The following is a 25686-nucleotide window of genomic DNA, read 5'->3' on the forward strand; positions in this document are numbered from 1 at the left end:
GCCCGCCATGCCCGCCAGTCCGATGAATTCCCAGATCTATGCGGGGCTTTTTGGTGACCCGGAAACGGAGCGCCTTTTCAGCGACAGCGCCGAACTGCGCGCCATGCTGCTGGTCGAGGGAGCGCTGGCCCGTGTTCAAGGCAATCTGGGTCTGATCCCCGCAGATGCGGCCGCCTTCATCGAGCGAGCCGCGCATGAAGTGCAGATCGACCCTGCCGCGCTTGCCGCAGACACGGCCCGCAACGGGGTGCCTGTGCCGGCGCTGCTTGGGGCGTTTCGCAAGGCGGCGACCGCGCCCGACCTGATGCAGTACCTGCATTGGGGGGCCACAAGTCAGGATATCATGGACACCGCCCTTGCCTTGCGGTTGCGGCCCGTGCTGGCCCTGTGGGAGGCCCGGCTGGGTGCGTTGTTGCAGCAAATGGTCACCCTTGCCGAAGGCCATGCCACCCTTCCGATGGCCGCCCGGACTTATGGCCAGATCGCGACGCCGACCAGCTTTGGCGCTGTTGTTGCAAGCTGGGGCTGGCCATTGATCACTGCACGCGACCGTCTGGTCGGCTTGCGCCCCGCAGTTCTGCAAGTATCCCTTTCGGGAGCGGCTGGCACATTGTCTGCCATGGGGCCGGAGGGCCCGGCGGTGCGGTCCGCATTGGCAAAGGTGCTGAACCTTGAAGACCCCGGTCACAGCTGGCACAGCGACCGCTCTGGTATCAGCCAACTCGCAGGCTTCGCCGCCACGCTGGCCGCTTCCCTTGGCAAGATCGGAGAGGACCTGATCCTGCTAACCCAGTCCGGGTTGGCCGAAGTGACGCTGGGGCAGGGCGGTGCCTCATCGACGATGCCGCAAAAGCAGAACCCTGTCGCCCCGTCGGCGCTTGTCGCGTTGGCGCGGCATGTCATCGGGCAGGCCACCATCTTGCAGGGGGCCGGGGTTCACCGTCAGCAGCGGGACGGTGCGGCCTGGTTCACCGAATGGCTGACCCTGCCGCAAACCTGCATTGCTTTGGGGCGTATGCTCAGCTTGGCGCAAGACTGCCTGTCTCGGCTGGAACCCGACCCGATGGCAATCGCCGCACAGATGGGCACAAGCCACGGCAGCATTCACGCCGAGGCGCTGACCTTTGCCCTTGCCCGCCAGATACCCCGCCCTGATGCCGAACGGCAGGTCAAGTCCCTGCTGGCCGAGGCCGTTGCCACGGGCCAGCCCCTTGCGACCCTTGCCACCCGCGACCATCCCGCGCTGGACTGGTCCGCAATCATCGCAACCAGCCTTGGTCAGGCGCCAAACGAGGCGCTGTCTTTTGCCCAAGCGGTTTCCGGATCAGGGGCCCCACCCACAAACTGACAGAAGTTTGCCATGTGGCGGATGCGAAACCGTCTCCGTTTGCCTTGAGCGAGGAGCCGGTCTGTGAGTGGAAGAAGGGATGGCTCGGTCGACCGTGCCGTTGGGTATGGACCACATGCAATGATCTCTGGCAACGGCGCGCGCAGATACTTTCGGGAAACAGATAGCCCCACAAAAGATTTCTGCGTGTTCTGCCTTTGTGTTTGGCGCTTGAGTGTCGCGTCGCGCTGATTTTGGTTTTGCCCAGCCCTTCTTGTAACGATGCTGTTTCGGCAAGCGAAGTGCCGCAGGTCGGATCTGCAGACGCAGCCCATCGCCGAAGGGAACAGCCATGAAAAACCGGGTTGCGGCATTGGCCATCGCCGTGATGGGACTGTTCCTGCGCGGCGAGGCCATGGCCCAGACGCAGACATCGCCAGACATACTTGTTTTAGGCGACTCGCAGCTTTCTTTCGGAGCGGGTGAGGCCTTTGTTACGATCCTTGAGGACTTGAGGGGCGCGTGCGGACTTTCGCGCGACACGACTGTCGGCGTGATCGGTGTACGCTCCAGCAGTCTGCAGTCATGGACGTCAACGGGACGCTCGGCCAAAGGGGCAATCTGCGACATCGACCCGAAATGGAAGGTCAATGCCGGTGCCTACGGACTGCTTTCCCAAGGTGCCAACCCCTATGTCCAGATCGGGCAAGGTGAACGGTTCCAGTTCTGTCAAGACGGCCTTTCTCCCCTTCAGGCCGTGTTCAACGAGGGGTATTACCAACCAAAGCTCCTGATCATGTTCCTCATGGGCAATGCCACGCGACGCTGGGCTGCCAGCGCCGAGGCTGCTTTGCAGGATGCGCGTTCTTTCATTGCCGATTTGCCTGCGGATCAGCCTTGCATCTTCATGACGTCGGCCCCGACCTATGGCGAGAAGTCCGTCCGCCTGCGCCAAGTGGCACAGGCCAATATCGAGGCAGCTTTCGCTACAGCCGGTGGGCAGTGCAGCTTTGTCGCCGGGCTGACACCGGAAACAATCCGTGAAAACCTTGGCAATGCCGCGAACTTTCGTCGCTCGGCCACTGGCAGAGTGAAAGACCCCCTACACCCGACCGAAAGAGCAGCGCACCGATTTATGTCTTTGCAGCGCGATGCGCTATGCGCGGCGCTTTCTGCCCAGTTGGGACACGAGGAATGAAACCCTCGCATAGGCATCACGTCTCCGCGACCAGACGGTCCCGGCGGTAACGCCGCTCTTTCAGCCTGCGAATGGACGTTTAGACAAAACAGGAGCTTTCCATGTTCAAGACCACCGCCCTTGCCTTTGCCTTTGCCGCCGGAATGTTTGGAACCGCCTTTGCGGGCGATCAATATGTCGACAAGACCGGATTTGCTGTTTCGGGATATGACGTCGTATCCTATTTCGAGCTGCCGCAATCCGGGATTGGCCAGCCGCAGCTATCGCCCCTGCCAGGTAATGCCGCGATCACGACAGAATACAACGGAGCCACCTTCGCCTTCGCGACAGAGGCCAACCGCGACACCTTCCTTGCAAACCCTGCGGCGTTTGCTCCGCAATATGACGGGCATTGCGCCTATGGCGTTTCCAAGGGCGGCAAGGTTCCCGGCAATCCCACACTCTGGCGGATTGTCGACGGCAAACTCTACCTCAACATTACAAAGAACGTCGTGGGGTTCTGGGAAGAGGACATTCCCGGTAATCTGCAGAAGTCCCAAGCCAACTGGCCAGGAATCGAAGCCGCCGATGCTTCAACGGCCAAGATCCCGGCCTTCACCTCGGCGGCACCGGTTCCCAATTGATCGGACTGGGGAGTTGACCGCCATCGAGCCAGAACAAAAGCACGCGCAGGCCCTTGCTGGCCTGCGTGTGCTTGACCTGTCGCGCATCCTCGCCGGTCCGTCGGCGACCCAACTTTTGGCCGATCTCGGGGCCGAGGTCATCAAGATCGAACGTCCCGGTGTAGGGGACGATACACGCGGCTGGGGGCCGCCTTTCCTGACTGATGCAACCGGGTGCGAATCTGGCGTGAGCGCCTATTTCCTGTCGGCCAACAGGGGCAAGCATTCGATCGCCGTAAACATAGCCGATCCGCGCGGGCAGGCACTGGTGCAGGAGCTGGCCGCGCAGGCGGACGTGGTGGTCGAGAATTTCAAGCCGGGTGATCTGGCGCGTTACGGCCTCGATGCAGTTGCCCTTCGGGCTGCCAATCCACGCCTGATCTATTGCTCCATCACCGGTTTCGGTCAGACCGGGCCAAACGCACAGCGCGCAGGCTATGATTTTCTTGTGCAGGGCGAAGGCGGGCTGATGAGCCTGACGGGCATGGCAGATGGCCCGCCACTCAAGGCCGGGGTCGGTATCGCCGACCTGATCTGCGGGATGTATGCGGCAGTGGGCATACTTGCCGCCGTCGTGTCACGCCAGGAAACGGGCGTGGGCCAACACATTGACCTTGCCCTGATGGATGCGCAGGTGGCCATGCTGGCCAATCAGGGTGTCGGATTCCTTGTCAATGGACAGTCGCCGCCGAGGCGTGGCAACGACCATCCGACCATCGTGCCATATGGAACCTTTCCGGCCAGCGATGGCACCTTCATCCTCGCCATCGGCAATGACGCGCAGTTTTCCCGTTTCGCCGCTCTTGCCGGTGCGCCTGGTCTTTCCGCCGATCCACGCTTTGCCACGAATGCGGCGCGGGTGAGCAATCGCGACGTTCTGATTCCTTTGGTGGGCGCCCTGACTGCGGGAAGGACAGCGCAGGAGTGGATTTCGCTCTGTGCAGCGCAGGGCATTCCGGCAGGCCCGATCAACGATCTTGCACAGGTCTTCGCCAGCCCGCAGGTCGCTTCAAGGGAGATGACCGTCGCCATGACCCTTGCCTCGGGGGAAGCGGTGAAGGTCATCGGCAACCCGTTGAAGATGTCGGGAACCCCTGTCAGCTATTCCAAGGCGCCTCCCGTGCTGGGGGGCGATACCGTTGCGGTTCTGTCCCGCTACCTTGGGCTGACACGGGCAGAGCTTTCGGAACTTGCGGCCTCAGGCGTGATTGGCGGGGATTTTGAACCATGACGACAACCGGTGCGGACATCATTGGCGAGGCCCTCTTCCGTGCCGGTGCAACCCATGCCTTCGGCATTCCGGGGGGCGAGGTACTCGCCCTGATGCAGGGGTTGGACGCCGCGGGCCTGCGCTTCGTGCTGGTCAAGCACGAGAATGGCGGCGGCTTTATGGCCGAGGGCCATTGGCACATGACTGGGGCGCTGCCGGTTCTGGTGGCGACGCTTGGCCCCGGGGTGGCCAATGCGGTCAATGTCGTGGCCAATGCGATGCAGGATCGCGTGCCGCTGATCTTCCTGACCGGCTGTGTCGATGCTGCCGAGGCGGAAACCTATACCCATCAGATATTCGACCATCAGGCGATGCTGCGTCCCGTCGTCAAGGGCAGCTTCCGTCTTGCCCGAGGGGCCGTCGGCGCGGGCATGGCGAAGGCGATCGCCCTTGCGACTTCGGGCCAGCCGGGGCCAGTGCATATCGACGTGCCGATCAACGTAGCCGAAGGCCTTGCTGAAGAGGCATCTCCGCTTACTCTTTGGACCGCTGCCACCGGACTGCCACCTTTGGACGATCTCAAGCAGGCCTTCGTCGCGCTCTGTGCTGCGCGGCGGCCCATCGCCATCGCCGGTGTTGATGCAGTGAACGAAGCGGCAGGTCCAACCATCGCCGCCTTCTGCCGTAGCCATCACATTCCGCTTGTAACCACCTACAAGGGCAAAGGGCTGCTGGATGAAGATGATCCGCTCTGTTTGGGTGGCGCAGGCCTGTCACCTAAGGCGGATCGCATCTTGATGCCGCTCATCGCGCAGGCCGACACAGTTCTTCTGATCGGCTACGATCCAATCGAGATGCGGATCGGCTGGCGCAACCCTTTCGGTCCATCCCAGACCGTAATCGAAATCGCCCCTACCCGGCGCGACCACGGCATGCACCGCGCAGACATCCCACTGATCGGCGGGATCGCACCAACCCTCGATGCGCTTTGCCATGACGCGCCAGAGCGATGGGCCGAGGGTGAGCCGGATGCTGCCCGGAACGCGCTGAAGGCCGCCTTCAGCGGCCCAGATGCATGGGGTCCACATGCAGTTTTCTCGACGCTGCGGGCCGTCATGCCGTCGCAGACCGTAATCACCGCCGATTCTGGCGCACATCGCATTCTCCTATCCCAGATGTGGGCGTGCCCCGCGCCCCGCCTGATCCTTCAATCCTCGGGCCTGTGCACTATGGCCTGCGCCGTGCCGCTTGCCGGTGGGGCCAAGATGGGGCGGCCCGAAAGTCCCGTCCTTGCTTTCGTAGGTGACGCCGGGCTGGAGATGGGGGCGGGCGAGTTGGCCACCCTTGCTGCGCAGAATCTGCCCATCCTGATCTGCGTTCTCGTTGATCACAGACTGACCCTGATCGAGATGAAGCAGCGCGCGAGCCAGCGCCCGAACCTTGGCGTCGATTTCGGCGGGCCGGGAGCGGGCACCGATTTCGCAGCCCTTGCCCGGGCCTTTGGCGGGCATGGTGTGGACGTGTCGGACAGCGCCACGCTGGCCGCCGAGGCACGTGCTGCGCTTGGCCGCGACCGCTTTACCCTGATTGCGGCGCATATCCCGCGACGGGCCTATGACGGGGCCTTTTAAGGGAGGCGCTGTAACGACTGCGTGAGACGGGTGTTACGATCCCTTCCGACTGTAACAAAACAGGGTCGGATAGCGAAACGCAGACTGTCCGCGCCTGCAAATGCCGATCTCCGTCCCCTGCAGGCCTTCACTCCGCCGTGAAAGGTTTGCCCATGCCGCTGTCAGATGACCTGAGTGGAACGCCCACCTCCCTTTCATCGGAGTTGATCGATGACTGGAACCGGGTGATCAGGGGCATACTCTCGCACGCGGCAAGCACCGGACCCGATCTGAACCGCGTGCTTGCAGCCTGTCCAGATTTCGCGCTGGGTCAGGCGATCCGGGGGATATCCTGTCTTCTGCTGGGCCGCGCAGAAATGGTGGAAATCGCCCGTCAAGCCTATGCCGCAGCGCTGACCGGTGCCCCTGCAACGATGCGAGAAATCGCTTTCGTCCACGCTCTGGGCGACTGGCTGGGCGGCCGCCCCTCCCGTGCCGCCGCGCGCATGGAGGTGATCCTGAGTTTGAACCCTCGGGATGCTTTGGCAATGAAGATGGTTCAGGCGATCCATTTCGTCATGGGCAGGCCCGATGCGATGCGCGCGTCGGTTGAAGCCATCCTTCCCGCATGGACCGACGACCACCCGGCGCGCGGCTACATCTTGGGCTGCCATGCCTTCACGCTGGAAGAAACTGGAGAATTTGCGCAGGCAGAACGGATCGGCCGCGACGGCGTAGCGCTTGCCACGGATGATGCTTGGGGTCTGCATGCCGTGGCTCATGTCTATGACAGCACGGGCCGCGCGCGCGCCGGGCTGGATTGGTTGACGGGGCGCGAAGCCGCTTGGGCGCATTGCAACAACTTCCGCTTCCACGTCTGGTGGCATCGGGCCCTGATGCATCTGGACCTTGGGGAGTACGAGGCTGCGCTGGCCCTCTACGACGCCGATATCCGCGCCGAGAAGACCGACGATTACCGCGATATCTCGAACGCGGCCTCCCTTCTTGCGCGGCTAGAACTTGAAGGCGTCAATGTCGGCGAACGGTGGGAAGAACTGGCAGACCTGTCCGAGAACCGTGCCACCGACGGCTGCCTCGCCTTCGCGGATCTTCATTACATGCTGGCGCTTTGCGGCGGCGCGCGGGATCAGGCGGCCGCTGGACTTATCGCCCGCATGCAGGCCACACGCCCTGTGGGCCATGAAGCGCAGCGGGTCATCGCCCATCCGGGCCTGCATATCGCGCAGGGACTGCAATCCTTTGCCGGGGGAGAATATGCGTCGGCATGGATGCACCTGCGTGCAGGGCGCGCTGACCTGCAGCAGATCGGCGGCAGCCACGCGCAGCGCGATATCTTTGATCGCATCACCATCGAAGCGGCGCTCAGAAGCGGATACTCAGAAGCGGCTGAAGCCCTGCTTCGCGATCGGATGGCACGGCGGGCGGGCACTATTGACGGCTATACCTCCGCGCGCCTGTCCCTGATCGACGCTGTTCGCGTCAAGGCCGTGTGACATGGCGTCGGCCCAAAAGCAGCGTGACCTTCGCCTCGATTTCTTTCGCGGCCTTGGCATGTTCATCATCCTCATCGCCCATATCACCGGCAACCCCTGGGCGCTGTGGATACCTGCCCGCTTCGGCTTTTCCGACGCGACAGAGATGTTCGTTTTCTGCTCTGGCATGGCCTCTGCGCTTGCCTTCGGGGCAGTCTTTTCGCGGGCAGGTTGGCTGTTAGGGACAATCCGCATCCTGCACAGGGTCTGGCAGGTTTATTGGGTGCATTTGGGCGTGTTCTTCGTGACGCTTGCCCTGATGGTCGCGCTGAACATGACGGGTTTCTTCCCGCGTGATGAGGTTTCGGCGCTGAACCTCAATCACTTCCTCAACAACACCGGTCCGAACCTGATCGGCTTGCTGACCCTGACCTATGTGCCGAACTATTTCGACATCCTGCCGATGTATCTGGTGATCCTCGCGCTTATCCCCGTGATGATGGGGCTTGCACGCCAAGATACGCGGCTTGTTCTTGCCGCAAGCATCGCGCTTTGGATCGCAGCCACAGCCGGATTGAACTTTCCGGCCGAACTTTGGTTCACCAAATCCTCTGACCGCCAATGGTTCTTCAACCCATTTGCTTGGCAGCTTGTATTCTTCACCGGCTTTGCCCTGATGGCGGGATGGCTTCCCGCGCCACCCGTCCACCGCGCGTTGATCTGGCTGGCGGTCGGGATCGTGCTTCTGTCGATACCCTTTGCCTGGGGCAAGGTCTTTACCCAATTCGAACTGCTGCGCGAGGTCCGAAAAGCCGCAGCACCACTGTTCAACAAGACCGACTTTGGCATCTTGCGCTATGTCCACTTCCTCGCACTTGCCTATTTGGCCTGGGCCGCTGTGGGACCAGACGGCGCGAGATTGCGACTTGGCGGCTGGGCCGGACAGATCATCGCCCTCATCTGCCGCGTCGGTCAGCAATCGCTTGCGGTTTTCGCCGCATCCATGGTGCTTGCGCGCGTCCTTGGCGCATTCTTGAAACTGGCAGGAAGCAGCCCGCTTGCTGCGCTTGTGGTGAACCTCACGGGTTTCGCCTTGATCATCGGCGTGGCATGGATCGCCGCCTATTTCAAAAGCCAGCCATGGAAGACCGCCCCGGTCCGCACCGCCGCACCCGCGGCTGAAGCAGACTGGCAAACCAAGGTGCGGACGTGACGTTCTCCCCGCGTCAGCTTTTGCCCGGCAGCCTTGCTGCGGAATCGCTGGTGATGCCGGACCAGAGCATGACGGCACCCTTTCGTGATCCTGCTGCACCGGGTCTGCGCCCAAGCGGGCAGGTATTGGCCTGTCGGACCTTCGTGCTTGTGCTGCCGCTCTGCTTCACAGTTGCGCTTGTTGCGGTATGGGTTGGCTGGTTCACCATGGACGGACGGCTGACACTAGCAGAGGCCGTCGTGGCCGGCTTATCGGGTTTTGCGTTCTTCTGGATGGTCCTCTCGGTCGCCACTGCGATACTTGGGCTTTGCTGGAGGCGGCCATCCACGGTGCGGCCCCTTCATGAGCTAAAAGTCGCGATCCTGCTGCCGATGTATGGGGAGCCTGCCGCAGAAACGATCGGCAATGCCATTCAGCTTCTTGCAGGTGTTGGCGGCAAGGGCAGGCATTCCTTCTCACTGCATGTTCTGTCCGACACACGATCCTCGGCTGCGGCATTGATCGAGGAGGCAGTGGTCGCGGCATGCCGCCTTCGGCATCGGGGCCTTTCCCTGACCTACCGTTGCCGCGCCAAGAACACCGATTACAAGTCCGGCAATATTCGCGACTGGGTGATCTCGGAAGGTCACGCCCATGACGCCATGCTAATCCTAGATGCGGATAGCATCATGGGGCCTGACACAGTGATCCTGATGGCAGATGCCATGGCACGGAAGCCTGGGCTTGGCCTGATCCAGACCATCCCCCGTATCCTTCCTGGGAAGACCGTCTGGCAGGGTCTGCAAAGCTTTGCCTCCGAGGTCTACGGCATGAACATGGGGCGCGGCTTTGCCATGTGGACGGGAAATGAGGGTAATTTCCTTGGTCATAATGCTTTGGTCAGGACACGTGCCTTCGCCGCCTCAGCCGGTCTGCCGCATCTTCCCGGTGTGGCCCCGCGCGGTGGGGTCATCCTTAGTCATGACTTCGTCGAAGCTGCCCTGATGCGTCGCGCCGGATGGGGGGTGCAGATGATGCCAGAGGCGGAAGAAAGCCATGAAGACACGCCCGAAACGCTGATCGGATACCTAAGGCGCGACCAACGCTGGTGTCAGGGCAACCTGCAGCATGTCAGGCTTCTTCTGGTCCCCGGGCTGCACCCCTTGTCGCGGTTCCACCTTTTGCAGGGGGCTATGTCCTACTTCTCCTCGGTCTGGTGGCTGCTTTTGCTTCTGCTCTGGGCGCTTTCCGGCCAGGGTGGGACCGCAATCGTTGCCACTCCGCTCTTGGCGGACTGGTCACTCACCCCCCAAATGCCACAGACCACCATCGCCGGTGTCGTTGTCGCTATGCTTGTCGCGCCGAAGCTTCTGGGGATCATCGCCCACTTGCGCGGCAACGGCCTGCCAATTGCCGGGGTGCCCCGCTTTGCAGGTCTCGTTACGGCCGAGCTGCTCGTTTCCGCTCTACTCGCCCCGGCTTTGATGGTGCACCAAGTGCGGGCGGTGCTGCGCATTGTGCGGGGGGGTGATGGGGGATGGATGCCGCATGCCACAGGCCGGTCTGACTTGCGCACTCTTTTGCGATTTCATGCTGTCGAAACCGGGCTCGGCGTGGTTCTTCTTTCACTGTCCCTCGCTGGAAAGATCAGCCCTTGGCTTCTGCCCATCAGTGTCAGCCTCTGTCTGACCATTCCCTTGGCGGCGCTTGTGCAGATGCCCCTCTCGGCATTCAAGCAACGCCAAGCCGGGGAGAAAACCGCATGATCCGTCCCATTGCCGCGCTGGCCGCGACCCTTGCCGTGTTCTTCAGCGCTTCTCTCGCGATGGCCGGGTGCAACGGCGATCCCGAACCGTGCTCGCTGCCCGACGGCACCTATCACATCGTCCTGCCGGAGGAAGCGGTGGCGTTGCATCCGGCTGTCCTGCTCCTGCATGGCTACGGTGGCGAAGGAGCGGGTTTCGTTCGCAATGACGGGATGGCCCGACTGTTTCTTGAGCGCGGCTATGCCGTGATCGCGCCGGATGGCCAACCGCGCGAGAATGGCAAGGGCAGATCGTGGGACTTTCATCCAAACCGCCCCGCAACGCGCGATGAAGCCACGTTCCTGATTGCCGTGGCGGATGATGCTGCAGCGAAATACGGTCTGAAACGGGATGAAATGCTACTGGCAGGGTTTTCGATCGGCGGATCAATGACAAGCTATGTCGCCTGTCTGAACCCCACTGCCTTTGCCGCCTATGCCCCGGTTGCGGGCAGTTTCTGGCGTCCACATCCGGCCAACTGCGCAGGTCCGGTCAGGCTCTTGCATACACATGGCACCAGCGACCGGACAGTTCCTCTGGAAGGGCGCCAGATCTCGCCGGACTTCGTGCAGGGCAATGTGCCCGAGGCGATGCAAATCTGGCGCAAGGCAAATGGCTGCAAGTCAGCGGTTGCCGACAGAACGGCAAGCCTTGGCCCGTTTGCTGTTCAGCAATGGACCAATTGCCACCCCGGCACAGACCTGATCTTCGCATTGCATGAGGGAGGACACAGTATCCCGAAAGGCTGGGCCCCGATGGTGCTGGATTGGTTCGAGGCGCTTGATTGATGTTGCAACTGTGGGATCGGCCTAGAAAATCGACCCGGCCTTCCCGCCGTAGTGCAGCAAGTCGCCAAACGACTTCTGGTCGACGGGTCGGACAGGCGCTTGGCAGAATGTGCCTACACCAGGAAGTCCCGAAGGAGATCTTCATGCGGTCCATCAGGAAATGGGGATATCTTTGGGCTTACATCGTGGTTGCCCTGAGCATCGTGGGCACGCCCCCTGATACCGCTGCACCGGGCGATGATCCACGATGTGGCTGCGGGGCCGCGTTGGCACGAAAGAGCCCCCGGGCATAGCCCCCGGGAGCAATCTGTGACGGTTATGGTGAAGTCACTCGATCCGGCCGATTGACCAGAACAGGGTCTCGCCCGAACTGTCATCAACGCCGTCGTTGTCGGTTACGACCCAACCCGTTCCGGCCGCGTCGATGGCAAAGCCTTCGACCTTGTCCATTACATAGCCGTTCAGCACGATCAGGTCGGGCAGCAAGTCGCGAACCAGTTCCTTCTCCACCACCGGCAGGGTGCCGCCCAGAGTTGCAGGCACCATTTGCGCGACGGGGACGCGGTACAGCTTCTTGACAGCCGCAGCACCCGCGATCTGGTTGTCACGCTCTACCACATAGACCCAGTCGCCGTGCAGGGTGATTTCCGAAAGGCCCATCCAGGCACCCTCGGCGGGCGCGTCCAGCCGGTAATGCACCGCTCCCCAGTTCTTGTCGACGGTGTTGTAGGCCAGCAATTTGACCATGCCCTTGGGGTCATCCTTCCATTCGCGCTGCACGGCCATCCACAGCCAGTCGCCCGCCACAGTGATGCCTTCGAACCCGAAGCGTATCTCGTTGGCCAGCAACTCCTCGGGTAGGGCGATTTCCTGAACGATCGCGCCTTTGTCGTCGACCTGATAGATCGCATGCGGGATCAGCCGGTCGCTGCGGCCTTCGCTGGCCAGCCAGAAGCCGCCTTCGCCATCTGGGGCAATGCCCTCGATGTCCAGCTTCTGCGCCCGGTCGCCACCGCGCGTGGTGTCCAGCGCCGCGGTGATGCGTGCCGGTGTCTGCGTGGCGTCGATCGTGTAGATGCGCGGCATCGCGCCATAGACGCTGTCCGACACGGCATAGAGCTTGCCCGCCTCGGCCGGATCGGCCGCGAGGCCGGACAAAGCGCCCCAGCCGATCAGCGGATCGGTTCCTTCCGAGGTCAGCATCGGATATGACGGCGCACCCTCGGCCAGCGCGTAGATCATGACATGTGCCGGAGCCAGACCGTCCGCGCGCAGATCCACCTCATTCGCGGTGACCAGCAGATTGCGTTCGGGGATTGCCACGATGCCTTCGGGGCTCACCCCCGACGGCAGCAGCTGCTTCAGCACCGGTGCGGCAGGATCGGTTAGGTCATAGACCGCAATGATCGATGCCCTTTCCGAGGCGACAACGGCCATGGGCACTCCGCCATAGTTGGCGAACTTGACTGATTCCAGTTCCACGCCCTTGGACCCGCTGCGGTGTTCGGGATAGTGGCCAATCGCAGCAATGGCTCGTTCTAGGCTGCTGCCAGAATCCCAGACCAGCGTGCCGTCCTTGCGGAAGATCGACCATGTGCGCGTGCCGCCGTTCCAGTCGCCCTCGTTCGCAACGGCGACGTGGTCGCTGTCGATCCAAGAAATGCCATCGGGCTCGCGCGGCACCGCCGCTTTGCCCTCTGTAAAGGACAACCGCCCGTCGCGGCGCGTGTCGATGCCGTCCACCGCCACGTCACCCGCGCTGAAGTGGCTGGCTACCGTATCATCGACGCCGATCACCACGATGTGGTTGTTCTCCTGCAGCGTCACGACAATCTCGCCTGCCGCGTTCACGTCCAGGAACTCGGGCTCTGGATCCTCAGGCGCGACGGCGGCAAGGCCGGTTACCTCTATGCGGACCTGCGCAGCGCAATCCACCACGCCGTCCACGACTGGCAGTTTCACGACATATCCCGCGGGCATCTGCGGCAACCCGCCATCACCCGCGTCCTCATCGCGCTGGTTTTCGATGGCAATGGCGAGGAACGTTCCGTCCGGCGCCTTGGCAACGGAATCGGGCTGTCCACCGATCTCGCATTCAGCCGTGACGCTGCGGGTGGCCGGGTCGATCGTGACCAGCTTGCCCGACGGTGCCGTGAAACTTTCACTGGTATCGACGCCAGCAAAGATCTGGTCACCGATGAACACGGCGGTCGTGGGTTCGCCCCCGGTTTCGATGTTGCCCATCGGTTTGGGCGCCGCAGGGTCCGTAATGTCGATAAGCCCGATGACGCCAAGAGGGCTATCGGAATAGACCAACGTCATGCCGTCCTCAGAGACCGAGACGATCTCGGCAGAGCTCTCGCGGCTCTGATCCTCGCCATCAGCCATGTTTTGTGGCGTGGCAAAGGTCGCAATACGCGTAAACGCGGTGTCGGCCGAGGCGGGAAAAGCCGTGGCAAGTGCCACGACCGATGTCAGGCAAAGGGAACGAAGGAGCATGGGCAATTCCTGTCGCGAGTTTCCAATGGCATAGAAGTGAACCAGTTGGGTTACAGGTCAGCCACAGCTGCATGACAGATTTGTATCTCATCCAACCGCGGCGGCCCACATATCGGCACGTTCTTCGGTCATGCCGACCCCCACAGGATACCGTATTCAAGGCTAGGAGTGGGGGCGTCGGGCGGAAAGCGGGCGTTCTCCGCATGCTCGATGAAGGTCCGAGTTGGACTTGTCCGGCTTTCGTGGAGAGCGTTTAGCTCACTTCCCGGGCCGTTCGCTCGAAGTCGATGGGGCTATGGAAGCCGAGCGATGAATGCCGCCTGATGGGGTTATAGAACCCGTCGATGTATCTGGCGACGTCGTTTTCGGCCTGCTGGCGGGATTGCCACGCGACTGGCCAGATCAGCTCCGACTTGATGGCCTTGAAGAACGTTTCCACCATCGAGTTGTCGTAGCAGTTTCCGCGCCCGCTCATGGAGGTCAGGATGCCACGTCTGTGGAGCAGCGCCTGATGGTCGACCGAGCGGTCATGAACCGCCTCGGGTTTACCGGAGGGTGATTTGTTCAACGACTAATCGACCATATCGAGTGAGTTCAGGTTTGCATAGAACGCCTCCTCTGCTTCTGCGGGCGGGATGTATCCGATGGGACCGAAAAGGCGGCGGTTGTTATACCAATCGATCCATTTGAGGGTTTCCCACGCGACTTCACGGATCGATTTCCAGGGCCCGATCTGGTTGATGACCTCGGTTTTGAAGAGGCCAATGACGCATTCGGCTAGGGCGTTGTCATAGGCGTCACCGACTGTCCCGACTGAAAGGTCGATCTCTACCTCGGCCGGGCGGTAGGTGTATTTGATCGACAGATTTTGCAATCCGCGGTCAGAATGATGGACCAAGCTCTTGTTATGCTGCGTCTTTCTTTGCTAGATCGCCTGATCCAGCGCATCAAGAACGAACTGGGTCTTCATCGAAGTTGAGGCACGCCAGCCCACGATCCGCCGTGCAAAGACGTCGATGACGAAGGCCACATAGACGGTGCCGGACCAAGTGGGCACATAGGTGAAATCTGAAACCCACAGTTTGTTAGGCCGATCTGCCATGAACAGGCGGTTCACCTTGTCGTCCGGGCAGGGCAGAGATGTGTCAGGGTTGGTTGTGATGACCTTCTTGCCGCGAACCACACCCCTGATGCCTAAACTGCGCATCAACCGTTCCACGGTGCAGCGGGCGGCGTTGTCACCCTGCCGTCGCAAAACATGCCAGATATTCCGCGCGCCATAGAGCTTGTGGTTGGCACCCCAGGCGGCGTCGATCTTGACGCTCAGGGCGGCGTCCGATTTGGCCCGGGCTGACGCCCGGTCAGGATCACGCAAGATGGCCCGCCGGTCATAATAGGTCGACGGGGCGATCTATAGAATTTTACAGATCGGCTCGACCCCGAACTCCCTGCGGTGTTATTCAATGGAGGCAGTCATTTGCGAAACGGGCGGTCGAGCGCCGCCTGGGCAAAATACGCCGACGCCTTCTTCAGGATCTCATTGGCCTGACGAAGCTGCCGCACCTCGCTTTCAAGCTCCTTGATCCGCGCCTTCTCGGCGGTCGTCTGGCCTGGCCGTTCGCCGCCATCACGCTGGACCTGTCGCATCCAGACGCGAAGACTGTCCGGCGAACAGCCCAATTTACCCGCGATCGCCGTCAGCGTCGCAGCTTCGCTTTGATACTCATCGCGATGTTCTATCGCAAGCCGAACTGCGCGTTCGCGGAACTCAGGCGAATATGGCTTCGAGGTCTTCTTCTTTGATGTCTGTTCCATAACGGGCAATTCTCCGAGAGTTTTGCCCTCCGGTAAATCCGGGGCGGTTCAATCCAGAGACATGAGTGCAAACAAGTGCCCCGCCACTTTCGATTTCTGTTCCAATTCGCGAATGGCTCCGAAATCAAAGTGTTCAGGCAGGTTTTCGGAAAATTTACGGAAATCAATTACATAAATGCACGACACTAGAATGTGGCAGTCATGAAGTCCGGAGAATATCGGTGACGATGCCCCCTGCACCTAATCCAGTCTGAGGTAGACTCTGGCCAAGCCGAGAGGACCAGAGATGAAGCGCAGCGGGTTCACCGAAGACCAGATCATCGGCATTCTGAAGGAGCATGGTGAAGCATGGCCGCGCCATTGGTCCGAGCGCCATGCCGAACGGGGTTTCCGTCGCCGATTTGTGCCGCAAGCACGGCGTCAGCGATGCGACCGTCTACAAGTGGAAGGCCAAGTATGGTGGCATGGATGTCAGTGAGGCGAAGCGCCTGAAGGGGCTCGAGGACGAGAACGCCCGTCTGGAGCGGTTGTTGGCCGATGCGATGCTCGACAATGCGGCGCTGAAGGATCTCTTGAGAAAAAAGTGGTGACGCCCGCCGGAAAGCGGCAAGCGGTCGCGCATCTGGTGGCGGGCCACGGGATGAGCGAGCGGCGGGCGTGCCGGGTGATCGGCTGTTGCCGGATGACCATGCGCTATGAGGCGATCCGGCAGGATGATCCCGTGCTGCGTGAGCGGCTGAAGGAGTTGGCCCGTGTCCGTCGCCGGTTCGGCTTTCGGCGGCTGCACGTGTTCTTGCGCCGTGAAGGGCATGAGGTGAACCACAAGCGCCTGTTCCGGATCTATCGCGAGGAGCGGCTGCACGTGCGCCGTCGCGGTGGACGCAAACGGGCGATAGGGACGCGGGCACCGATGGCGTTACCGCTGATGCCGAACCAGCGCTGGTCGCTCGACTTTGTCTCCGACCAGCTGACCGATGGCCGCCGCTTCCGGGTGCTGACCGTTGTGGATGACTGCACCCGGGAATGCCTCGCCCTGATCGCCGACACCTCCCTGTCGGGCGCAAGGGTGGCGCGGGAGTTGTCGACCCTGTTCGAGGCCCGCGGCAAGCCGATGACGGTCGTCAGCGATAACGGGACCGAGTTCACCTCGAACGCGATCCTGACCTTCGCCGACGACCGCAAGATCGACTGGCACTACATCGCACCCGGCAAGCCGACCAAGAACGCCTTCATCGAGAGCTTCAATGGCCGTCTGCGCGACGAGCTCTTGAACGAAACGCTGTTTGCATCCCTGAACCACGCCCGCGCCACGCTCGCGGCCTGGCGCAAGGACTACAACACCGAGCGCCCCCACTCACGCCTCGGCTGGCAGACGCCTACCCAGTTCGCCCAAACCTTCACCCCGCAACGGGGCCTGACGCTGCGCAACCCGCAAAGCTCCGCGCCAGCCCCCGTTGCCCAACCCGCCCAAACAAGCAAAACTCAAACCCGGAGTCTCGCTCACGCTGGATAAAAGTCGGGGGCAACGTCAGGGGCCGTATCGCTGCGGCCCCCGTTTGTTATTCTGCGTCACGGTCCAGCGCGGCGTGGCAATCGGCCCGGCAGGTATCCAGAATCTCATCCACCAGCGCAGACCCGTCCGGGCAGGCGCGCGACAGCACCACAGCACCAACCGCCTGCGCCAAGAGGCTGATGGCCTGCGCCCTTGCATTCGGCTGCCCGGCAAGACCGTGCTCCAACGCGGCAAACAGCCCCCCGATCCCCGCGCCAAAGACGGCCCGTGTATCATTCGGCAACCGCGCGGCCTCACCGCTCAGCGCTGCGGCCGAACACCCCTGCCCCCGCGCATCCCTATGTGCGCGTGAGATGTAGGCATCGATCACATCGCGCACGGAATAGCCGGCATAGTGCTCTGACGTCTCGATGAACCCTTTGGCGGCGGCCTCGGCGATCAGTGCCTCTTTTGACGCGAAGTGGTTGTAGAACCCGCCATGGGTCATCCCCGCCTTTTCCATCAGATCTGCCACGCCCACGCCATCAAACCCGCGCTCACGGAACATCTCCGAGGCGACAGTGACGATCTTGTCGTGGTTTTCCTGCTTCTTTTCCTTGGTGATCCGCAATTGAGCCCCCTTTTCACAGCCTATGATTTAAATGATGTCAATCATCATCGTTATCTTGACTCTATTGCTGATGAATATCATCAATAACCCATTCAACGCAAGGAGCAGATCATGCAAGTCAGCCATGCCACGGCGCAAACCCGGTTCGTCGAACGGGACGGCGCGCGTTTTGCCTATCGCCGCTGGGGCAATGCCGCCTCAGGGAAACCGCCACTGTTCTTGCTGCAGCATTTCCGGGGCGGGATGGATCATTGGGATCCGCTGATGACCGACGGTCTGGCTGCAGGGCGCGAAGTGATCCTCTATGACCCGCGCGGCTGCGCCTCATCCACCGGCACGCCGCGCGCGCTGATCGAGGATATGGCGGATGACGCGGCACAGGTGATCCGCGCGCTGGGGCTGGCGCAGGTTGATGTCTTGGGCTTTTCACTGGGCGGCATGATCGCGCAGGACCTGACCCTCCGGCACCCCGGTCTCGTGCGCAGGCTGATGCTCTTGGGCACGCAACCCCGCGGCGGCAACCCCGATCCGCACCCTAGAATCTTCAAGGTTGCCCCCAATCCCGTTCCGACCGCCGATGACTTCCTGTTCCTCTTCTTCGACCCATCCGAGGCCGCCAAAGAAGCAGGCCGCGCCTTCTGGACCCGCCGTCACCAGCGCCCGGATCTAGACCCGCCCAGCTCGGCCGAGTTGATGATGGGCCAGATCGCGGCTAACACCGCCTTTGTCACCCCGCTTGATCCCGACGCGCCCTTTGCGCATCTGCAAAAAATCACCCAGGCCACACTGATCGTGAATGGCGTGAACGATGTGATGATCGCCACGATCAACTCTTGGCACTTGGTGCAGAACATCCCGAACGCACAACTGATCGTCTATCCTGATGCAGGGCATGGCGCGCAGTTCCAGTATCCTGACAAGTTCCTGAAACACGCCGTCCAGTTTGTGGATGAATGATGAACCAAGGTTCAGAAAGAAGACAAATGACCCAGAACTTACTTTTCCAGCCTTATGACCTCGGCTCGCTGACCTTGGCCAACCGGATCGTCATGGCCCCCTTGACCCGCAACCGCGCGGCGGCTGGCCTGGTGCCCGGACCCTTCGCCACCGAATACTATGCACAACGCGCAAGTGCCGGGCTGATCATCGCCGAGGCGACCCAGATTTCACCTCAGGCGCAAGGATATCAGGACACGCCCGGAATCTATACGCCCGCACAGATCGCAGGCTGGCGGCTAGTGACCGACGCGGTCCACGCCAAAGGCGGGCGCATCTTCCTGCAAATCTGGCACGTGGGCCGCGTCAGCCATGTCGAGCTGCAACCGGGCGGCGCGGCCCCCGTCGCGCCATCGGCCATCTCGGCCGGGACCAAGACTTTCGTGAATAACACCTTCGCGGACACGTCGATGCCCCGCGCCCTGACGCTGGCGGAAATCCCCGGCATCATCGCCGACTTCCGGCAAGCGGCGGCAAATGCGATCGCGGCGGGGTTTGACGGGGTCGAAATCCACGGTGCTAACGGATACCTGCTGGACCAGTTCGCAAAGGACGGTGCAAACCACCGCACGGATGCCTATGGCGGCACGGTAGAAAACCGCGCTCGCCTGATGCTGGAGGTGGCCGAGGCTGTCTGTGCTGAGATCGGGGCCGCTCGCACCGGCATGCGCATCTCGCCGGTGTCGCCCGCCAATGGCGTGTCGTGCTCTGATCCGCAGCCGCAGTTCGACTTCATCGTCGATCACCTAAGCAAGCTGGGCCTTGTCTATCTGCACGTGGTCGAAGGCGCGACCGGCGGCCCGCGCGACGTGGCACCGTTTGACTTCGTGGGCCTGCGTCGGCGGTTTGCGGGCACCTATATCGCCAATAACGGCTATGATCTGGACTTGGCGGAGGCGCACCTTGCCTTGGACAAGGCCAACCTGATCGCCTTTGGTCGGCCCTTCATTGCCAATCCCGACCTGGTGGCCCGCCTGAGATCTGGCGCCCCCCTGGCAGCGATGGACCCCGCCACGCTCTATGGCGGCGGGGCGGAAGGCTATATCAACTATCCCGCGCTCTCCGAGGCCTGATTACCCTCGTGCAGGACTGGAACATCCAGTCCTGCGCCAAGCTCCGCACAGGATAAATGGAGAGGTCCCGCTTCCGCACCAGCGACCGCTTTCAGGAAGGCCTGAATATGCGCGGCCAGCGCCGTGAACGTCCGCTTAGGGCCGAAAGCGCCTTGCCAGTCGCATAGGGCGCGATGCGGTCATGCGCTGCGTTTTGCGAACAAGTCGGCTACAAGGCGAACCGCACCGTTGCTTATGCCGACTGGCGCGGACGCTTCGTTGTTTGATGTAAACGTCGGAAATGGCTGATGGAGACGGGTTCGCGTAAGTCTGACACTCACCTCAATGAGTCTTCGCGACTTCAGCAGCTTAAACATTTTAAAGTTGACGGGTTTAATGATGGGTATATTTCAAAATTTTCCGAAAAATCGTTTATTTTCAATGGGGTTTGGCGGAGGGAGTTTGACAAATATCGAACTCTCTCCCGTGCCGATGGTTGCGGCACGGGACCGCCGCGAAATGTTGCGCATCAACGGGGGACAGTGGCCCGGTGCTAGCCTGACAGACCGTCGTTCAACCCCATAGCATCCCGAACAGTTTAGTGCGCCTCCGACGAGCTGCACTTAGTTGATCATGTATCTTTTGGCGCTGCGTGCCCGAAGCTGCAGCATCCCAGCTGGCCTCCAAGTCTGCTATCCTAGCTTCGGTCTCGTGCAGTTCTTTCGCAATCTTGTCACGATCCACCTCATGGATGGCTGCCGCAACGGTGGTTGCTCGGTTTGGTTTCTGAGGTCGTAGTTTATCTTCGTGGCGTATGTCGTAAATCACCGCGGAAACAAGCTCTCTGGTCCATTTTGATGACCGAAGCGTTCTCACATTACTATCGTTGAGAACGATCTGGAAATCCGCCAAATAGCTGGCTCCCTTCTTCGCTGCACTCTGTATCATCTCTTTCACGTCCTCGAAGTACCGAGACGATGGATCCCGCCCGATGTAATGCGCTCGTTCATCCGGTCCGGGGATGCCCTCCGTTTTCAACGCGGCCGGAAGTCCAAACGCATCAAGGCGACGATGGTTCGCCGGCGGTCGCGCTGGACCACGGGGCTCCGGTTGAGAGGGCCTCATTCCTTCGTAAGTCACCCCGACGTCTCGGCGCTCTCCTGCGATTTCATCGAAGAACGACAAAACATCGCGTCGTAGACTGGCGAACTGGCCAACATAGAAGTGGCAACCTTGGTCGGCCAGCAAGGTAATCCGGTGCTGATGTATTGTTTCCACGAACTCGGCTGAAAGCTGCACTTTGCCGCCTCTTGCCTTGACCTCGGTGATCAGCAAAAGGCGCCATCCGTCGAGGTTGGGAGATTCTGTACGGTCGAGACTGGGTGTGCGCTTTCGATCTAGCACCCACGCATGTCCGACGATCTCCTTGATTAGTCCTATCTTCCTCCGCTCTGGCCGAGCACCATGTACGGCCACTCGTGCCGCAACATTCGGCCTGTCGGTACAAGGGTGCTTGGGCCATGGCGGCCCGAGCTCATCAAAGAATACCCTGCTTCCGTTTGAGTTCGCGTAAAAATAGACGCTTGCTTTGCAAACGGGGCAAGTGGCGTTTGGAGCAACGAAACAGCTCGATCCAAGACGTGATGCACCATTTCTCTTGAGAAAATCAGCTGACGTCCTGCGTGCCATCTCGTTGCGTAAAGCCGCCTTGTCGACGGTTCGGCCATGCGCGACACACCAACCACACTGACAGCTTGGATAGTGATTATAGCCGGGCATAAGTCACTCGCCTCGCCGACATGGATTCAATTGCAGAAAAGCTGGTTCCCGATCTGCGTGCAAGTTGAGCCGTCGTCGAAGAACGTGGTGTCACCGATCTGAGACGACGATGTCCCATCGCTGTAAAATGTCGAGCCGCCAATATCGGTCACCGTAAACCCATCATCGAAGAAAGTTGTGTCGCCCAGCTCGGTCGCTGTGCTGCCGTCATCGAAGTATGTCGTGTCACCGAGACGCATGGCGCTTGTCCCGTCGGAACACATGGCCATGTCATCAAAGATCGTGCAGTCCTGTGCCGCAGCAATCGTCGGCAACCCGAGCACGGAGATAATAGTAAGGAATTTCAGCATGTTATTTCCCTTCAATCACGTCTGAAAAAATCAAGGCGTCGTATTCTGCGATAAACGCTGCTTCCGAGCGCCCATTGAGAACCTTGACGGCAAAGCGCCGCGCCGCGCGAGAATGGGTTACGAACCGCAGTGACAAGTAAGCAAGCAGATCCAGCTTGAGGGCATCTTCGGAACGCGATGAGGCAAGGGCCAGCACATGCTGAACCAACCGCTCAAGTGCCGTCTGCTCGCTCACCAATAGACCGTCAAACGCCAAGGACAGGAAACGATTTGCCTGGTTCTCCCAGTCGATGCCCACCGCGACTTCGGCAAGGCGATGTTCTTTCGCTTTTCGCAGTGCCTCTTGCTTCGCAGGCTCAATGATCCCGTCGTCGAGGAACGAGCGCAGCTTCCTTCTCTGTTCGCTCGGCACGGGGGTCTTCGAAACAGCGGCCTGCAGCCGAGAGAGCGCTTCTGGGCTGGGAGTGCCGCCCGACGGAACACTTGGTGTCGACGCATTGGGAGCCGGCAAAAGACTGCTGATCCCGAAGCGCATGCGTGGTGCCCTGTCTTCTGACGCCGAATAGCTTGCGCTTGCCCTCGCCATAGGAAGGATAGCATTTCGATCTTCGATGAAGTCCCCAAGTTGGCCGTCGTCGTCAGCATTCATCAGCGGGATCTTACGTGTTTCGGAGATGCCATCGCTCAGCGCGCCGGCTTCATCGATCAAGACGAGACTGGTGACGTTGCTACAAAGACCCTCCATTACCGCCAAACGTTCAGCGGCGGCGTCATTAAGCTGACCCAGGCACAGCGCGGCGGCGTAGCGACCAATGTCGTCGGCAGCGCCCATTGCCATCGCGTCGCTCCATTGGGCGCTGACAGTCACGCCGCCAAGCGTTTGCACGAAACGAACCGGGTCGGAGCCGTCCATTTCAAGGTGACGGTCCATACGAGACGACCGCATCTGTGACAGCGCAACGGACACGGATTTCTCCACGTCTGCGTCGGGAGTGTAGAAGAGATCACCTCCAGTGGCCGCACAGAAATGCCCGATATTCACGTCAAGGCTTGCCCGTCCCACCAGCACCGCACTGACGCGGACATTCTTCCCTTCGACCTGAGGCGAGAGACGGTCCCAGGTCTGACCATCGGTCAGCACCAGGATATCCTGCGCACCGGTGCGGGCGACGGCCTTGATCGCCTCGCCCAGACGGGTGCCGCCGCCTGGCCGCTTCAACTTCTCCAGGATCTGAAGAACTTCAGCGCCGCGTCCCGTACCAAGCCGTTGGCAACTGTCATCGAACTGCCAGACGGCAATCAGGTCTTCGTCTGTCACAATCTTCAGCGACTGCGCAAGACCGTCACGAATGGCGGAAAGTACAGTTTGTCCATCGGTCCCGACTGGGCTACCCGTCGAACCGGACCGATCAATGAGGATGGCAAGTTTCAGACTATTCTCGCCGTTCGGTTCGCGGCGCAGATCGAGCTGAACTTGCCGCCCGCTTGCCGACACGCCAAGCAGGGTGCCCGTCCTGCTGCCTTCAATTTCGATCTCGATGGATCTGTTCATAAGGACATCGACCGCCTCCCCGTCAGACAGCGAACCGAAACCGACGAGATGCGGCACGCCGCTGTCCGAACGAACACGAACCGATGCCGTGTGCCGAACAGACGCCGAGGTGATCAGGTCATCGGCCGGCTGCAGCGGCGATACGCCATAAAGGTGACCTGTTGTCATGGGCAGGCGCAGCAAAAGACCATTTTCGGTGGCGGCCAACGGCATGACTGTGCGGAGTTCGACAGAGACTTCTTTTCCGGGAGCCAACTGACCTACCGATAGGACATGGATGCCGCGCAAGACTTCTTCGTGAAGGATAGCCATCTTGCCCTGGTCAATTGCGCCCTCATAACTGGTCCGAGCTGCCGTCTTGCCTTTGGCAACGGCGCGGAGCGAGCGCCCATCAATCTTGGCCGAAAGGCCCGTAACGACGGCATTGAAACCAACCGGCATCGTAAGCACGGCCTCAATGGGCACATCTTCGACATTTGAGAATATGCGGGTCGTCACGACGATTGCGAGCCCGGCTTGGATGGATACATCAATTGCGGTGCTACCGAGGGGCATAGGCTTGCCCTCTCCATCGCGGAATATAGTGACGCCGTCATTCAGTTCTTCGAGAAGGTGACCGAAGACCATACCGTTCGCCATGAATTATCCCTTCGAAACATAGGTCCTTAGGGCTGCAGCGATTTCGGCGACGACTGCATCAACATCGATGTCATCGGGCGCGATGTCCGGGGACACACGCAGCTCTACCCCACCGGATTGCACAATTGGCACCGCGTCGTCGAAAGCCATGAGCACCTTGATCGAAGCGGGCTTCATCCCCATCCTGTGAAGGGCGAGGTATCTTTGGGCCTTGATCAGGTGTTCTTCGCCGTAAGCATCGGCCGCACGTCCTGTCTTGTTGGCGGGTGGCAGTATGCCCTCCGCGATGAGAAACCGGATCTGACGTGGTGCGGTGCCAATGCGTTCGGCCAGCTCTGCGAGCGTCATCACTCCCCCTAACGCGACATGAAATATGTCACGATCATCGTCGCGTCAAGTAACGCGACAAGAATTTTGACACGTTGATTGCGGATCAGCTAGACTCCATCGATCCACAACTGAAAGCTCGACGGGCGCTTAGCGGAACAATGATGTAGCTTTGCTCGCTCTGCACGGCACTTGGAGCCCAACTTCGGTCACAAAATGATGGAAGCGTCTGCTGCGCCCTATCCACTTGCTTGGTAATGCAATTCACCGCGCATGGCTCTGATCATAGTGTGAGTTTGCGATTGATTGCGCTCCCTAGCTCAAGTAGCCTCAGGACAGGTCCAAAAAATGGGCGCGCATATTTTTCGTACGCATCCAACCAGGTAAGGGGACGCATTGGAAAGCGGCAGCGCGGAACTTCGCTGGGGCGTCGAGCAGCGGCTCGAGTTCATCGAGTTCCGTCTGTTCTGGGAGGGGCATGTGAACCGCAGCGATGTGATGGAGCAGTTCGGGCTGTCGGTGAACCAGGCGTCATCCGACCTGAATCGCTACATCGGCTTTGCTCCGGAGAACATGGTCTACGATAAGAGTGCGCGGACCTATGTCCGAGGGCCTAGGTTCAAGGCGCAGTTTATGCAGCCCGACGCAGGCCGATATCTTGCGCAGCTTCGGTCCTTGGCCGACGGACTACTGGATCCAGAGGATTCATGGATCGCTGTCCATCCCACTTTCGATGCGGCTCCAACCCCAGTTCGGGGCGTGAACCCCATGACGCTTCGCTCGATTGTCGGTGCTATTCATCGGGCAGAGGCAATCGAAGTGCAGTATCAATCGCTGTCGCGCCCAGAACCGATCTGGCGCTGGATTGCTCCGCATGCCATCGCGTTCGATGGCTTCCGCTGGCACACTCGTGCTTTCTGCCTGCTGGACAACTGTTTCAAGGATTTCCTTCTCTCAAGAATCCTCGACACTCGCGGCATTCAACCATCCCCATGCGGCAGCGCCGCGGACGAGGATTGGGCCGAGCAGGTCGATCTGGTAATCGGACCTCATCCGGATCTATCCGATACGCAACGCAGGGTTGTTGAATTGGATTACGGGATGAGTGGCGGCAGTGCCAAGATAACTGTACGGCGGGCGCTCCTGTATTACGCGCTGCGACGTCTCGGCCTCGATTCTCCGCCGGGCTCGCGAAAGCCGGAAGAACAACAAATTGTATTGCTGGCATCCAGCGCGGAAGTGCGCCGCGCTGAAACTGAAATGTGATGG

At 60.8% G+C, this 25686-nt stretch carries 18 protein-coding genes, 3 pseudogenes and 1 other annotated feature; of the genes and pseudogenes, 13 read left to right on the top strand and 8 right to left on the bottom strand.

Translation table 11 applies throughout. From position 1 onward, the window contains the following. The first annotated feature begins 22 nt into the window (after positions 1–22). The 9 genes from RSE12_05370 (at position 23) to RSE12_05410 (ending at position 11285) form a co-directional block, all read left to right on the top strand. Complete coding sequence (locus RSE12_05370) at positions 23–1348, top strand: adenylosuccinate lyase family protein (GenBank protein ID WRH63771.1); 1326 nt, start codon at positions 23–25, stop codon at positions 1346–1348. 331 nt (positions 1349–1679) lie between these two features. Further along, entirely contained in the window at positions 1680–2525 is an 846-nt protein-coding gene (locus tag RSE12_05375) for an SGNH/GDSL hydrolase family protein (protein WRH63772.1), read from the top strand. 101 nt (positions 2526–2626) lie between these two features. Then, positions 2627–3148, top strand: coding sequence for a YHS domain-containing (seleno)protein (locus RSE12_05380; GenBank protein WRH63773.1), 522 nt, complete (start codon positions 2627–2629; stop codon positions 3146–3148). A gap of 13 nt (positions 3149–3161) precedes the next feature. Next, entirely contained in the window at positions 3162–4418 is a 1257-nt protein-coding gene (locus RSE12_05385) for a CaiB/BaiF CoA-transferase family protein (GenBank protein ID WRH63774.1), read from the top strand. Beyond that, positions 4415–6028, top strand: coding sequence for a thiamine pyrophosphate-binding protein (locus RSE12_05390; protein WRH63775.1), 1614 nt, complete (start codon positions 4415–4417; stop codon positions 6026–6028). Before RSE12_05385 ends, RSE12_05390 begins: the two co-directional genes overlap by 4 nt. Before the next feature lie 152 nt (positions 6029–6180). Further along, entirely contained in the window at positions 6181–7521 is a 1341-nt protein-coding gene (locus RSE12_05395; GenBank protein ID WRH63776.1) for a tetratricopeptide repeat protein, read from the top strand. A gap of 1 nt (position 7522) precedes the next feature. Further along, on the top strand, positions 7523–8713 hold the full coding sequence (locus RSE12_05400; protein ID WRH63777.1) for an OpgC domain-containing protein: 1191 nt from the start codon (positions 7523–7525) through the stop codon (positions 8711–8713). Then, positions 8710–10458 carry a glucans biosynthesis glucosyltransferase MdoH gene (mdoH, locus tag RSE12_05405; protein ID WRH63778.1) on the top strand — a complete coding sequence of 583 codons (1749 nt, stop codon included), beginning with the start codon at positions 8710–8712 and terminating at the stop codon, positions 10456–10458. The genes RSE12_05400 and mdoH overlap by 4 nt, the downstream gene beginning before the upstream one ends. Next, positions 10455–11285 (top strand): PHB depolymerase family esterase, encoded by an 831-nt coding sequence (locus RSE12_05410; GenBank protein ID WRH63779.1) that lies wholly within the window; start codon positions 10455–10457, stop codon positions 11283–11285. The genes mdoH and RSE12_05410 overlap by 4 nt, the downstream gene beginning before the upstream one ends. Positions 11286–11612: 327 nt before the next feature. On the opposite strand, the gene RSE12_05415 is transcribed toward RSE12_05410, so the two are convergent. From RSE12_05415 to RSE12_05425, 3 genes and pseudogenes are all read right to left on the bottom strand, one after another. After that, positions 11613–13784, bottom strand: a complete 2172-nt coding sequence (locus RSE12_05415) for an esterase-like activity of phytase family protein (protein ID WRH63780.1) — start codon at positions 13782–13784, stop codon at positions 11613–11615. Positions 13785–14037: 253 nt separating this feature from the next. Continuing rightward, positions 14038–14307 (bottom strand): annotated as a pseudogene (locus tag RSE12_05420) (integrase core domain-containing protein). A 48-nt stretch (positions 14308–14355) separates the two neighbouring features. Next, positions 14356–15599, bottom strand: a pseudogene (locus tag RSE12_05425) (IS3 family transposase). Then, positions 15187–15303, bottom strand: a sequence feature (AL1L pseudoknot). Its footprint overlaps the pseudogene before it by 117 nt. Before the next feature lie 286 nt (positions 15600–15885). Here RSE12_05425 and RSE12_05430 point away from each other — a divergent pair. Beyond that, positions 15886–17112 (top strand): annotated as a pseudogene (locus RSE12_05430) (IS3 family transposase). Positions 17113–17158: 46 nt separating this feature from the next. On the opposite strand, the gene RSE12_05435 reads toward RSE12_05430, so the two are convergent. Beyond that, positions 17159–17722 carry a helix-turn-helix domain-containing protein gene (locus tag RSE12_05435; protein WRH63781.1) on the bottom strand — a complete coding sequence of 188 codons (564 nt, stop codon included), beginning with the start codon at positions 17720–17722 and terminating at the stop codon, positions 17159–17161. Positions 17723–17833: 111 nt separating this feature from the next. On the opposite strand from RSE12_05435, the gene RSE12_05440 reads away from it, so the two are divergent. Together RSE12_05440 and RSE12_05445 are read left to right on the top strand one after the other, a co-directional pair. Then, a complete protein-coding gene (locus RSE12_05440; protein WRH63782.1) occupies positions 17834–18679 on the top strand; it encodes an alpha/beta hydrolase in 846 nt (281 codons plus the stop codon). 26 nt (positions 18680–18705) lie between these two features. Further along, positions 18706–19791, top strand: a complete 1086-nt coding sequence (locus tag RSE12_05445) for an alkene reductase (GenBank protein WRH63783.1) — start codon at positions 18706–18708, stop codon at positions 19789–19791. Between the two features lie 552 nt (positions 19792–20343). Here RSE12_05445 and RSE12_05450 read toward each other — a convergent pair. The 4 genes from RSE12_05450 to RSE12_05465 form a co-directional block, all read right to left on the bottom strand. Further along, entirely contained in the window at positions 20344–21105 is a 762-nt protein-coding gene (locus RSE12_05450; GenBank protein WRH63784.1) for a hypothetical protein, read from the bottom strand. Between the two features lie 470 nt (positions 21106–21575). After that, on the bottom strand, positions 21576–21899 hold the full coding sequence (locus tag RSE12_05455) for a hypothetical protein (GenBank protein ID WRH63785.1): 324 nt from the start codon (positions 21897–21899) through the stop codon (positions 21576–21578). A 1-nt stretch (position 21900) separates the two neighbouring features. After that, on the bottom strand, positions 21901–24090 hold the full coding sequence (locus RSE12_05460; protein WRH63786.1) for a VIT domain-containing protein: 2190 nt from the start codon (positions 24088–24090) through the stop codon (positions 21901–21903). Between the two features lie 3 nt (positions 24091–24093). Beyond that, a complete protein-coding gene (locus RSE12_05465) occupies positions 24094–24438 on the bottom strand; it encodes a MerR family transcriptional regulator (GenBank protein ID WRH63787.1) in 345 nt (114 codons plus the stop codon). A gap of 375 nt (positions 24439–24813) precedes the next feature. On the opposite strand from RSE12_05465, the gene RSE12_05470 reads away from it, so the two are divergent. Further along, positions 24814–25683 (top strand): WYL domain-containing protein, encoded by an 870-nt coding sequence (locus RSE12_05470; protein ID WRH63788.1) that lies wholly within the window; start codon positions 24814–24816, stop codon positions 25681–25683. Positions 25684–25686: the final 3 nt, after the last annotated feature.

It is taken from the genome of Fuscovulum sp. (assembly GCA_035192965.1).
In the GTDB taxonomy this organism is placed as follows: Bacteria; Pseudomonadota; Alphaproteobacteria; order Rhodobacterales; family Rhodobacteraceae; genus Paragemmobacter.

Coding starts and splice junctions, on each gene's coding strand:
- RSE12_05395 (WRH63776.1), top strand. CDS start 6,181: ATGCCGCTGTCAGATGACCTGAGTGGAACGCCCACCTCCCTTTCATCG.
- RSE12_05415 (WRH63780.1), bottom strand. CDS start 13,784: ATGCTCCTTCGTTCCCTTTGCCTGACATCGGTCGTGGCACTTGCCACG.
- RSE12_05370 (WRH63771.1), top strand. CDS start 23: ATGAATTCCCAGATCTATGCGGGGCTTTTTGGTGACCCGGAAACGGAG.
- RSE12_05465 (WRH63787.1), bottom strand. CDS start 24,438: ATGACGCTCGCAGAGCTGGCCGAACGCATTGGCACCGCACCACGTCAG.
- RSE12_05400 (WRH63777.1), top strand. CDS start 7,523: ATGGCGTCGGCCCAAAAGCAGCGTGACCTTCGCCTCGATTTCTTTCGC.
- RSE12_05445 (WRH63783.1), top strand. CDS start 18,706: ATGACCCAGAACTTACTTTTCCAGCCTTATGACCTCGGCTCGCTGACC.
- RSE12_05375 (WRH63772.1), top strand. CDS start 1,680: ATGAAAAACCGGGTTGCGGCATTGGCCATCGCCGTGATGGGACTGTTC.
- RSE12_05460 (WRH63786.1), bottom strand. CDS start 24,090: ATGGCGAACGGTATGGTCTTCGGTCACCTTCTCGAAGAACTGAATGAC.
- RSE12_05455 (WRH63785.1), bottom strand. CDS start 21,899: ATGCTGAAATTCCTTACTATTATCTCCGTGCTCGGGTTGCCGACGATT.
- RSE12_05440 (WRH63782.1), top strand. CDS start 17,834: ATGCAAGTCAGCCATGCCACGGCGCAAACCCGGTTCGTCGAACGGGAC.
- RSE12_05390 (WRH63775.1), top strand. CDS start 4,415: ATGACGACAACCGGTGCGGACATCATTGGCGAGGCCCTCTTCCGTGCC.
- RSE12_05380 (WRH63773.1), top strand. CDS start 2,627: ATGTTCAAGACCACCGCCCTTGCCTTTGCCTTTGCCGCCGGAATGTTT.
- RSE12_05410 (WRH63779.1), top strand. CDS start 10,455: ATGATCCGTCCCATTGCCGCGCTGGCCGCGACCCTTGCCGTGTTCTTC.